Source organism: Paenibacillus kribbensis (assembly GCF_002240415.1).
Lineage (GTDB): Bacteria > Bacillota > Bacilli > Paenibacillales > Paenibacillaceae > Paenibacillus > Paenibacillus kribbensis.
Genome location: NZ_CP020028.1, coordinates 1,522,401 through 1,534,167, shown reverse-complemented (window position 1 = coordinate 1,534,167; position 11,767 = coordinate 1,522,401). Strand labels below are relative to the sequence as shown.

General features: G+C 50.0%; 12 protein-coding genes. All 12 read right to left on the bottom strand.

Features of this window, described 5'->3' with window-relative positions; translation table 11 throughout:
- Nucleotides 1-8: 8 nt before the first annotated feature.
- Complete coding sequence (locus B4V02_RS06840; RefSeq protein ID WP_094154221.1) at nt 9-785, bottom strand: DNA and RNA helicase; 777 nt, start codon at nt 783-785, stop codon at nt 9-11.
- Between the two features lie 45 nt (nt 786-830).
- The gene (locus B4V02_RS06835; RefSeq protein WP_007431563.1) at nt 831-1,415 is read right to left on the bottom strand and encodes an RDD family protein; all 585 of its coding nucleotides are present in this window, start codon (nt 1,413-1,415) and stop codon (nt 831-833) included.
- Between the two features lie 54 nt (nt 1,416-1,469).
- Complete coding sequence (locus B4V02_RS06830) at nt 1,470-1,982, bottom strand: RDD family protein (protein WP_094154220.1); 513 nt, start codon at nt 1,980-1,982, stop codon at nt 1,470-1,472.
- Nucleotides 1,983-2,026: 44 nt separating this feature from the next.
- On the bottom strand, nt 2,027-4,678 hold the full coding sequence (locus B4V02_RS06825) for an Hsp70 family protein (RefSeq protein ID WP_094154219.1): 2,652 nt from the start codon (nt 4,676-4,678) through the stop codon (nt 2,027-2,029).
- Between the two features lie 32 nt (nt 4,679-4,710).
- Entirely contained in the window at nt 4,711-5,400 is a 690-nt protein-coding gene (locus tag B4V02_RS06820) for an iron-dependent peroxidase (RefSeq protein WP_094154218.1), read from the bottom strand.
- A complete protein-coding gene (locus tag B4V02_RS06815) occupies nt 5,397-6,716 on the bottom strand; it encodes a normocyte-binding protein (protein ID WP_094154217.1) in 1,320 nt (439 codons plus the stop codon). Before B4V02_RS06815 ends, B4V02_RS06820 begins: the two co-directional genes overlap by 4 nt.
- A 52-nt stretch (nt 6,717-6,768) precedes the next feature.
- A complete protein-coding gene (locus B4V02_RS06810) occupies nt 6,769-8,688 on the bottom strand; it encodes a PP2C family protein-serine/threonine phosphatase (RefSeq protein WP_094154216.1) in 1,920 nt (639 codons plus the stop codon).
- A 22-nt stretch (nt 8,689-8,710) separates the two neighbouring features.
- Nucleotides 8,711-9,541, bottom strand: a complete 831-nt coding sequence (locus B4V02_RS06805) for a PP2C family protein-serine/threonine phosphatase (protein ID WP_007431569.1) — start codon at nt 9,539-9,541, stop codon at nt 8,711-8,713.
- A 35-nt stretch (nt 9,542-9,576) separates the two neighbouring features.
- Nucleotides 9,577-10,104: an FHA domain-containing protein gene (locus tag B4V02_RS06800; protein WP_094154215.1), complete on the bottom strand. Its 528-nt coding sequence runs from the start codon at nt 10,102-10,104 to the stop codon at nt 9,577-9,579.
- A gap of 67 nt (nt 10,105-10,171) precedes the next feature.
- The gene (locus B4V02_RS06795; RefSeq protein ID WP_094154214.1) at nt 10,172-10,720 is read right to left on the bottom strand and encodes an FHA domain-containing protein; all 549 of its coding nucleotides are present in this window, start codon (nt 10,718-10,720) and stop codon (nt 10,172-10,174) included.
- A gap of 32 nt (nt 10,721-10,752) precedes the next feature.
- Nucleotides 10,753-11,202 carry a DnaJ domain-containing protein gene (locus tag B4V02_RS06790; RefSeq protein ID WP_007431572.1) on the bottom strand — a complete coding sequence of 150 codons (450 nt, stop codon included), beginning with the start codon at nt 11,200-11,202 and terminating at the stop codon, nt 10,753-10,755.
- Between the two features lie 132 nt (nt 11,203-11,334).
- A complete protein-coding gene (locus tag B4V02_RS06785; protein WP_007431573.1) occupies nt 11,335-11,760 on the bottom strand; it encodes a hypothetical protein in 426 nt (141 codons plus the stop codon).
- Nucleotides 11,761-11,767 lie beyond the last annotated feature (7 nt).

Here is an 11,767-nt window from a genome sequence, read left to right as displayed (position 1 = left end):
CATATTGACTAATCCACAATCATCCGCCCGGCTCCGCCGCCTTGCCAGCGGCCTGCTGTGCGCTTACCCCGCCCGACTCCCTCCAGGATCAGCACCAGCTGTCTATGCAGCTGGGCATGTGAATATTCCCTGTACTCCGTACCGCTTCTGTTGGCGATGTAATGCTGAATGGACTCCCTATCCACAGCTTCCAGGTTCAGGCACATGAGCGAAAACATGCAATCCATCGGATCGGTTGTACCACTTTTTAGCAGTTCGGATGCGAAGTACCGCATCGTCTCCGGGCGCAATGTACTCTGCTTCAAGCCCGAAAAGGGAGCATGGATATCACTCCATGTATTGAATTCGGTTGCCATGTCGGCAAAATCCTGATAGTCAGAGCGAAGCACGGCTCCATCCTTGAGCTTGAATCTGCCCAACTCTATCTCATCCAGACCGATCTCTGCCTCATCCTCCAGCACGATATCTGCATGATGAGCGATGAAATCCGGGCGATCTGTTTGTTCCAAAAAGAGCATCTTCAACACCGACAGCCGCCCGGTGGCTGTATACGGTACTTCCTCCTCCTGCTCTAGCAGGTACAGTCTACCCTTATGCTTCACAATGCCTCTGCCTACGGTCAGCGTGTGTTCCCCGATGGTCACGTTCATCCCGGTAATGATGCCATCTGAATAATCCTGATACCGGATATCGAGAAAGCTGCGGGGGTAGTCCCGCAGGTTCTCCAGCATCTCGGTTTTGAGAATACGGCCTTTCTCAAACTTCGGCACGATATGGGTTAACATGTGTTTTCCTCCTCTCTTCGCTCTGCGCCATCATTACTGTTTTGTCTACTCTTCTTTATTTAGAGGTATAGACAACCGATTCACGCCAGGCGCAGGAGCCGGGACAAGCACCTCTGCCAGCGGTGGATTTTGCTTAATATACTCCGAGTAGTCCAGCCAATTTTTGTTCACCACATAGGTACGAGCGATTTTGTCATGCAGTGTCTGCTTTTTTGCTGTGAAAGCTGCCATGATATAACCGACAAATATAGTGAAAAATGTAATGATTCTACTCCAGTAGCGGGCACTCGCGCGTCCGAAAGTTATTTTTTCATTGTATTCATCTACGACAATAATCCCCAAAGCGAGCTTACCTAAGGTTCCTCTAAATTTAGACGATTCCATGATAGCGTAGTACAGCCAGCCTATCGAAAACAAAACAAATACTCGTGAAATAGTTCCCAATCCATAAAATAACTGTGCCACATGGAAAGTATATACCGAAGGATACAGCGTGCTTCCCCATACAGGGATGAGAGAAGTTAATATCCCTAGCAAAGTGGTAAGCAATACAATGATCATCGTACCTACATACAAAACAACATAATCTAGCAAATAGGCGAAAAACCTTTTCCAAAAACCTGCGTACATTCCAGATGTTCCCCCTGATTGAAAACTACGTTTTATAGAATTTATGATCTACTTTTACATCCCGGCCCCCCGCCCAGACTGCTTCTGAAGGATATAATTCAGCTCGCGTTTGTCCACAACATAGGTATGGGCGATCAGATCGTGAAGAGCCTGTTTTTTGGCCGTGAAAGCCGTCATGATAAAGCCGATCATCAAAATGATGGAGGAAATTAACTTACTCCAGTAACGGGCGCTGGCGCGGCCAAAGCTGAGCTTTTGGTTAAACTCGTCTACCACGATGATTCCAAGGGCCAGCTTACCCACCGTAGCTCTGCATTTGGACGATTCCATGATGGCGTAATACAGCCATGAAGCCCCCAAATTCAGCAGGGTCTGTCCTAGCAATCGCATCGTAAAAATAGCAGACGGTCCGTCTGTCAATATTGAGGTTTCTGCCGGGGACGGCATCCAGTTCCCAAAAAGCTGAATTACACCCCAGATCAAACCCATAATCATAAATACGAACCCTAAAATAAGACTGTCGATAATATGGGCCAAAACCCGTTTCCAAAAACCTGCGTATAGCATACTTTACCCTCCAGATATTGTATTTTTATATTCCTCAGCCTGTCCTACTTCGTACCGTCAAAGAAATCCAGCTCGGAAAGATCATTTTCGAAGGCAAAAAAACGTTTGGGCCCCAGATACAGCAATTCATCCCGGCGGGTAATCGGTACTACATAAAAGCCCCAACGGCTATCGCCAGCAAAAACAAAATATTTCGTCTCCTCATTGCGAATGGAGTCGGTATCATCCTGCGGGATATCCCGCCCATACAGCACGGCGATTTCCTCATACGGCATAGGCTCAAAGGCTTCCGGCCGGCTGCGGTACACATGGCGCTGACGCAGCTTGCCGCCGCCTGCCGTCAGGAAAAACTCGATCTCAGCCGCGTGAGACGGCCGGGAAATGGAGCCGCGCACCCGATCGCTTTCCAGGCTGGCAATCAGCTCTTTTTCACGCCCCGTATGCGTCCAGGCGCTAACGGTGTACGGAATAGCCGGAATATGATTGGTAATGACAGGCTCAATCGTGCCCATTTTTTTGGCATTCAGGTAACGGATCGCTCCGCGCAGGCAGGCCATTTTCAGCTCAGGCACCCGGCTCAGGTCTTCCGCTTTCTGCCGGAATTCAATACTGCGTCCTGGCACAAACTCCTTCAGTGCTTCGCGAAATACGTCAATCCGGCAGGACTGCCCGGTCAGCTTAATAATGGAATAGTCCTGCAAGCGTCCCTCTTGATAAAAATCATCCAGAAACTTGCGCACAATATTGTAGATATCCGCCTTAAGAAGCTGCTGTATCTCCCGAATGTTAAACACCACATCAGGCAAGCCATATTCATCGCGAAAACGTCCGTTTTCGATGACTGAAACCAGCCAGCGGTCCAACACCGCAATGTTCAGGTCACTTTCGGCTGATAATACCTGCTCGGACTCGAAGCGGCTGCGCAATATGCCTGTACGCAGAAAAAATTCCTTTTTCATATTTTCTGCCGCACTCCACAGCAGATGAAAATTACTCAGCACCCGCTGATATTCATCCCGTGTCGCATGCTCATATCGTTTGAACGCTGTAGGCAAAATAGCCTCTGCCTCGTGATAGCGCTCCTCCAGCCCCGCATAAACAGCATCTACGCCAAACTCATCCACATGACGGTACAAATCCCCTGAAGGAATGCCGATCAGGGCATCAATATCGGTGTCAGGCAATCGGGTTTCGGCTGCATAATAACCTGCAAACACGATTTTCATAAATTGCATAATCCGATACGTCAGGTTGTTTCCGCCAAAATTGGTATCCCCATTTTCATACGTCGTGTGAATATCCAGCTTGTAAGCGATACGTCCATCCTCAATCCGGAATCGGCAGGATGACAAATCTGTCGTACCTCCACCACAATCAATGACAAGTGCCTGATACTCCTCACCGTCCGCAAAAGTTCCTCGCTCCATCTGGTCTGCCAGCGTGTTGTACAGCACAGCCAGCCCTTCGTCCAGCGCATCCTCCGCTTCAATCCGATAATCTGGCAAAATGTCGGTAAACATCTCAATAAACTGTGGCTGCAGCTTGACGGGAGCAGAAAAGTGCAGATTGCGAAACCGGCACTTGAATTGCTGCTCGGCGGTGCCTATCACATAACGGATAAACGCTGCCAAAATATCGCTGCGGGAAGCAGTCGCTGTATTCCCCTCCGAATCCATTAATTCCTCGATTCGCTTGTAATCGTTGACCCAACGCTTGATGCCCCGAAATACCGTCGCACGGCTGCCCGCCACGTCTGTTCCACGCAATGCTTCCTCCCCGAAGACATAAACGATATGCTCCGGATTAGTGCAGTCCGCCACGCGAATAGCGGTCGGCAGCACTTCGATCCAGTCGCCTTCCGCACCTGCCGGGCCGGGAAATGACACATAATTGATCGCGTTCAGCTGTACCGTGCTGCTCATGCCTGTATCTGGGGCTGTGACATAGGAGCTATCCAAATAAGCGCCTGCCGTTGTGTTCGAGGTGCCAAAATCGATGGCCAGTACGGCATCTGTAGTTTCAGTGCCCCGAATGATTAGCTCTGCTACCGGAACTCGGTGACCCTGCAGCTTCAGCGGCAGCATCGGCTTATCCCCATAGTAGAGGTTATAAAAATATTCTGATTCCTGTCTTCGCAGAAACAGCAGGCTATAGTTATGGTTGGCCGTTTCTCGCAGTTCAGCATCACGATGCCGCGATAGATAATATACGCCTATCCGTTCCTCATCCTTCACCACATTCAAAACACCGCACAGTTCTCCCATCGCGTTCACCAGCAGCACATTAGATGAGCTTAACCAAGGCAGATCGGACTCGATTCGGTAGTTGTCCATACGACCTGTCCGTACACCCTGATACAGCGTAATTTTGGCGGGAACCCGGATGCCGCCGCTCTCCTGCCGTCGGTCATTCCAATTTCGCTGGAGTGCTGATTCCATACGTTCAAAGCCGCCGGGGTTGGGTCTTGTGATAAGTAAATGCTCCTCCGCGCTCCGAAACCGCAAAATAACGCGAATGAGTTCTTCACGCGCCAGACGGTTGGCAAAGCCCTCGACCAGACGCTCCTTATCGCATATCCCGCGCAACTGGAAGGTCGTCATTTGCTCCAATTCCGCCCGCGTATATTTCGCCGTGAAGCGAACGCTTTTTCGATCGGTGAGCGGGTTAAGCAATCTGTATGTATAGGGTCCGTTCATCGTTCACTTGTCCTTTCTGAGCCACTTGGCCTTTAATAGAGGGCGATAGCGTCTATTTTCATCGTAGGATCTGCCTCCAAAATGCCGAAATGACTTGTCCAATACAGCTCAGTCGTAAAACGTGCCGGAAGAAACAAATCCAGAATCAAATCCACCTTCAGCCGTGACAGCTGCGTTTCCTCCTGACCGATATAAACGAGCAGTTCATCTTTTTCCTCACAATTGGCATAAATGATCGAGCGATGAAAAACGCGCCGCATCGTTTCTTTTAACAGATGCACAGCTTCCCCTGTCTCATACAGGCGCAGCAGTCCTTCGGCAATCGCATCCTGCTCCTCGCGGTTTAATTGTTCAAAACTCCCCTTCACCTTCGGGCCAAAAATGCCGTCAGCAATATCACGCTGAACAAACCGGATGTGATACTCGCGCCGATTCATCCCCTGATACAAATCAATTTCCGCCAGAAAATGCATCATGATATCAAACAGCGATTCCCTTAGCTCCAGACAATCTTCTGCATCCGGTGGAAACAGGTCCCGAAAAATAGAATAAAAGCGGTAGTATGGATTGATTTCCACCACCTGCTCCAGCTCCAAAGTATTCAAATCTACCAGACTAAGCTCCATATAGGGAGAATAGCTGACAGCGGGTACGAAACGGAATTTATCCACGTCCAGCTCCTGTTCCCGCGCGCGCATGAGCAAATCCCAGACATAATTCACACCCATTCTCCTTCACATTTGTACTCTGGAAAATACATCTGCACTTCCGACACCAGAAAGCTCATTAAGTCGGATAACATGTAAGCAGGTGAGGCTGGCGCAGCTTCTTCAGAGCCGCGTCTGAACCCCAGCCGCATGATCTGCTTGCCTTCCACCGTCCGCACATTATCGCTGACAAACGGGTTTAGCGGATACGTCTGGGTTTTGGATACAAGGTTGCTTACATCATTTCTACCGGTGCCTCCCCAGATATCCACACGTTCCAGCTCCAGCCCCTGGGCTGCTTCAAACGAGTTAACGATACGCGTGATTTCCGCTTTGGCCCGGACAATCACGGCCTGCTTGCCTGCATAGCGTCCCAAAAAGCTGTCCTGCCGCCGATTGGACAACACTGGATATGTCTGCCGGCTAAGTCTCGTCGTGACTGGCTTCGTAACCTTTAACACATTCCATTCCCCGGATTTATCCCGTGACGTGACAATGGTCAGTTCTTCTTCCGTACGCTTGATATACCGGATATCCCCTTCAGCGCCGTCGATCAAATAGCCGTGCTCAGGTCCTGTTTTACGCAAAGGCAGCACATGCTCAAAGTTCACGCGATCCATAGCGGGTATCGGAAAACCGCTGTTCTTTAGAGAGAGCCGTTCAATGTTCCAAAGCGGAAAAACATCGCCTTTCTTAAAAGCGTCGAACTCCTCCAACGAGATCGTAATTTCATGAATTTCTTCGTGCGCTACGGGCTCCCCGTCTCCCCCAATCAACACGCAGTCGACAAATTTATGTGCGTACGGATGATTAATCGTTTTCCATGGCATACCATTTTGCAAAAATATATGATACAGCTTTTCAATCTCCAAAATATAGGAACGGTTGTGCTCCAGACGAAAGCGAATGGGATAATTTCCGGTTTCCGTGACCAGCATTCCTGCAAAAATTCGCTTGCTGTGTACCAGCGCTGCGATTCGTTCGGTCTCCATCTCCAGAAAAAGCGTAAACAGCGGCATCGCTCCGCCTTCGCGAACCACCTCCGCTACACGGCTGATGTCCACCTTCTTATCCTCCGTATCAGACGGTAACACCGGATATAAAAACTCATGAATCGGATCGTAGTCCTCACGCGATGTCAGTGACACGTACACATCAAACTTTTCTTCTGTATTCTCTATTTCCTCAAATACCCGCCGTTCCAGCTGGCGGGTCATCTCTTCCTGATATTCGACGAGGTTCATAAATACCCCCGCCATCATATTTTTCAGTAAACGTCTCTGCTCCAGATCGTCCATCTTGCTCAAACGGTCCTGCACCAGTTCTTTCACGGCGTTTCACTCCTTTTTCGGCTCCAGCATGCATTCATTGAACATGAAAAACTTAACTTCCGTTCACGGCAGCCTGATCCTGGCTTACTGAATCGGACGCCCCTGCTGCTTTAGAAGCGGAATCAGCAGCTCCCTGCTCCTTGCTCGTGGCCGCTTTTGCCGAAGAGGCGTTTCCATCGCCCGTACTGCTGCTTTTCGCAGGCGAAGTTGAAGGCGGGGAGGCTTCCTTCTTCACGGCCGATGTACTTGCAGAGCCAGTACTCGCAGAGCCAGTCCCCGTAGAGCCCGTCGCCGCAGCCTTTGTCTGCGAATCAGCAGCAGGGGCTGCGGTTGCGGAGGTCAAACCTGCGCCCGCCACGTCCTCTGCGTTCGCATCGTTCAACGCTCCGTCAGGCAAGCCCAGTCCGGCTGGAAGCTGACCATTTTTCTGCTGCTCCGCGCTCTGCTTCTCCTCTGCCTTCGCGATGCTCCGCTCCATGGCCAGAACGCTTTCAAGCTTATCGATTTCCTGATAAATCTCCTGTGCGCCGCTATAAGCGTCAATGGCTCCTTCATAATCGAGATCTTTCATCAACCGATCCCCTTTGGCCTGAAGCTTGCCAGCTTGAATCTCCTTCAGCTGCTGCTGGATGGATGCCAATTTATCATTGGTTTCGGTAATTTTCTTCTCCAGCTCTTTTTGCGCGGACGTATACCCGGATTCCATCGCAGCCTTGTTTGCTTTTTGATACAGCTTAAGCGCATTCGTGTAATCGCCGCCCTGAAATTTCAAATCTCCGTCCTTCATCCAGCTCGCCGTCTCGGCATAGCTGTCCAGCTGATCGATTTTATGCTCAATATCCTTCACATTAAACGGTGGATACAATCCCGCGCTTTTCCGTGCTTTTTCGTAGCTGGCTTCGGCTTTGGCAAAGTCCGCCTTTTCCACATAGCCATCTCCGTCAACCACCAGTTGAGAAACTTTCTGCTCAGCCGTATACAACCTCTTATGAATCTTATCGTTGATTTTAACTGCCGCATTTTTCGCCTCGCTGTAGGATTTGAGCGCCTTTGCATAATCCCCTGCTCTCGCGTAATCATCTGCCGTCTGGGCCGATTCGATCATCGTTTCCAGCGCTGCTGCCTTATTCGCAGCCATGCGCGCCAGCGTAATCCATGCTCCACCGCCTACAACGATAAAAACAAGTAAAGCAATCAAAATCCGTTTGATCAGCTTGCGACGGTTTTTAGGTTTTTCCTGAAATACTTTGTTTACATAAATGGCTGCGGCTGTATAATTGTTCACCGCCCGGCGCTGCTTGCTCAGCAGCACCTCTTCCAGCGTATCCGTCAGCATGACCGGGTCCTTCGCTTCCTCCAGCGCACCGAGCATTTCCGCCAGTTCAACATCTTCCCACATCCCGGATGTGGTCAGCAGCATGACATCTCCATCTGCAAGCTGCGTCTTTTTGGCATAATGGGCATGAACCCCATTCGGATTTCCCAGGTACTCCAGCAGATTTCCCCGTTCCTCGTGAGTGCTGGTCGCTTCGTCCGGAATGCGCCCGTCATCTGCCAATGACTGTGCCAAGCTGTGATCCTTACTGCGAAAATTAAGCCGTCCATTGCGAAAATGATATAGCCGCACATTACCACACGAAACGTACACCATTTTGTTGTAGTTGGTCACTACCATCAACAGACTGGCCTTGAGCCGAACACGGCGGCTTTCGAATTGCAGCCATTCCTGCGCTTCACGCAGATCTCTCATCAGGCGCCGCTTGGACATGGAAGGCTTCTCCATGAAATTTTCCAGCACCGTTTTGACAACCATTTCCGCGCTGTGCAGCTCCTGATCCGAATCCAGACCGTCTGCGAGGACATAACAGGCCATGTCGTCCGTCTCCATGAATGCAAAATAGTCCCGGTTGTCTATGTAAGAGCCCGCTTCCGACACAAAGGCGGTACTAAAATCGCTGTTGTCCTTGCGCATCGCTACCCCCGTCTTTCTTGTTTCATCCTATCGCCAAAATAAGTACTGTCGCATTATCCTGACTCTTAAAGCCTTTGTCATTAATGGCGTCGATCATGGTATCCGCCATTTCCTGCGGTGTGCCGCCTTTGCGCATGATCTCTTCGAGTTCAATTTCCGTCAACGCCTCCTGGATGCCATCGCTGCACAATAGAACATAATCACCCGAATACAGACGAATCGGTGTAGTGCCAAGCTCCATGCTCTCAAAGCCTTCATAGCCCAAATAGTTGACCAGCTGATTGCGTACAGGACTCGTTTTGGCTTCCTCCGAGGTCATTTGTCCGGCCAGCACTCGTTCCTCCAGCAGTGTTTCCGCTGTATGCTTAGAATTGACCGTCTGGAAATGCCCATTGCGATAGATCGTAATCACACTGTCGCCCACCGCTCCGTAATACAGTTGATAGCCGCAAATAATGACTGCCGCCAGCGTCGTTCCTCCGCCCTGCCCATTCAAATTTTGCAAAATGCTGCGGTTGCTTTGGCTTGCTGCTCCGGCAAAATATTCGTTCAAATTCGATGCATCCTCCAGCTTGGCAAACGCCTTCGTAAAGGTCGTCACAGCCAATGTACTGGACATGCGTCCATTGGCCAGTCCGCTGATACCATCTGCGACAACAGCCAACGTACCGACAGGTGTCGTCATACTTGCAAAATAATCATCCTGCTCGCTTCGACTCCCAATCGTTTGACCATTCCCGATCTCAATTCCACTCACGGTACGGCTGCCGGAACTTCGTGTCAGTCGTATGCGGATGATGAGAAGAACAGCGAATAGCACCGCAGCTCCACATACAACAAAATAAGGCTGCATTCCGTTACCTCCCTGCACCATTGCCCACTTCCGTCCTATTTTTCGTTATCCCACTCAAAATGGGCACCGCACAGCGGAATAAAGATAAATTTGCTGTGTCCCAATTCAATTACATCATAAGCAGCCAGCTCCACTGGTGAATATACCGCTTCATTATTATGGTATGCCAAGCCTGACGAATCGCCTGGCAGCAAAAAGAAGTTGCGTTTCTTCGGGTCATACACAATCACCGCATGATTTCTGCGGGAAATCGTGTTGTCTCCGATAATGCGGACATGCATATCCTCTGCGCGTCCGATAAAGTTTTTCTCTGCCATAATGCGATAATCCTGACCCACCTGTGCTCCCTCGATGCACACCAGCCATCCGGTTACCGGGTGAATTCCCACCGTCTCACCCAAATATGGCATGGTTTTGTCATCGTCTCCTGCAGCATTGGTTTTCGCTGCTGGCTCCACGCTCTTGGGCGAGGCTATATTTACTACCGTATTGCAATAAGGACACGTATTTCCGTGCTTTCGTGTACTGAACATGTGTCCGTTCGGGCATCTTGTCAAACTCATCGTCGGTTCCTTCCCCCATTGTCTGATTGTCTTTTTCTGCGATCTAGGGATTTTGCAACATCCCTATCTATTTGACGAGCAGCCTCGTGTTGGCAATGTATAATAAATCACCCGAATAGATCCGGTGAGGCTCGCCGCTTTCCAGCTTTTTCGTCACACTTTCCTGGGCAGGCCGCAACCCCGTCCCGTTTCCGGAATCCACATCCTCCACAAACCAGTCACTGTTCACCCGGTTGAGCACCGCATGCTCCACGCTGATCAGCGATGCATAATCTGTATCTGCCAAATCAATATCCGCCTCAGAGCGGGACGTTGTTTTGCCGATCAAGAGCGATGTTTCACCTTCGATATACCATTCTTTAATGGACTCGCCTTCTTCATCAATCAGTACCAGCTTGGCAATCCGCTTACGCTCTGCCTTTGGCTTTGCCACGGGTACAACGGACACCAGATTGCGCAGTATGTATACAAGCACGCCGATTCCAATACCTATCGCGACCACGGTTTTCAAGCCGCTGTAGCCTGTACGGTTAAACACATAAAAGGCGATCGCCAGCATCAGCCCGAACATGGCAACATCTATGATGAAAACCCATCTGTTCTGCGCCGTTTTCACTGCTTGCTTCCCCCGTTTCCATCCTGAAATCATCACTTTTTACGAATACCAAAAAACTGGTTAAACATCGCCGAGGTATCCGTCGGATCACCGGATTTTTTCGTATTTTTCCCAGGTGAGCCCTCCTTCGTTTTCGGATGAAAACCGAAAAATTGCTCAAAATTACTTCCTATGTCAGCCGGATTAAATCCTTTGGCCGCCTTGCGCGTACCTCCGGAAGCTGCAGCTCCTCTTCCTCTCTCTTGCTGCTGTCCGCCAGCTCCCTCAGTTTTTCGGATGAGCTCGGCATCGTATGCCTGCCGCAATGCTTCGTCACGCAAGGTATTATAAGCCTCGTGGATCAGCTTGAACTTGCGCGTTGCTTCCTCGCTTCCCTGGTTGGTATCAGGATGATACTTTTTCGCCAGTTTGCGGTAAGCCTGCTTAATCTCTGCCTCCGAAGCATCCCGGCTGACACCGAGCAGCTCATAGTAGTTGGTCATGGTATGATGTTCCCCTCTCCGAAAAAAATAAATATTAAGAGACCCGCAGGCCTCTTAATATTTATCCACCCTGCACCTGAGCACAGGGTGAGTGTGTGTGTTCAAACTGTGCCTAACATTAAGCCGTCAAGCTTAAACCGGATATCCGCCGTCGATTGTAGCCAGCTCGGTTTTGTCTTTCTTTTGTTTGATGTAGAGTGTAAACGCACCTACACCTTCTGTGTCACCGAAGTGCTCGTTGTAGTCTACAACGAACGCATTCGGGAAGTAGATTTTACGCACAACTTGATCAGCTGCGATAACTTCCAGTGTTACTTTACGGTAGCTGTCTGCTTTTTCAGCAGGAACCAGAGACCACAAAGCCAGTTTCAGCGTGTCATCCGCGCTGTCACCGTCTACTGCTGTGATGATTTTACCGCTGATGCGCAGCGTAGAGCCTACGTCAGTGGAGCGTGCATTGGAGTCGTCCGGTGTATCGGTGTCATAAATAACCGTTTGGATGTTATCCAAGCCCAGCTCGATTGTTTCTTGTCCTTCTACTTTCAATCTGAATCCCATGTGTGTT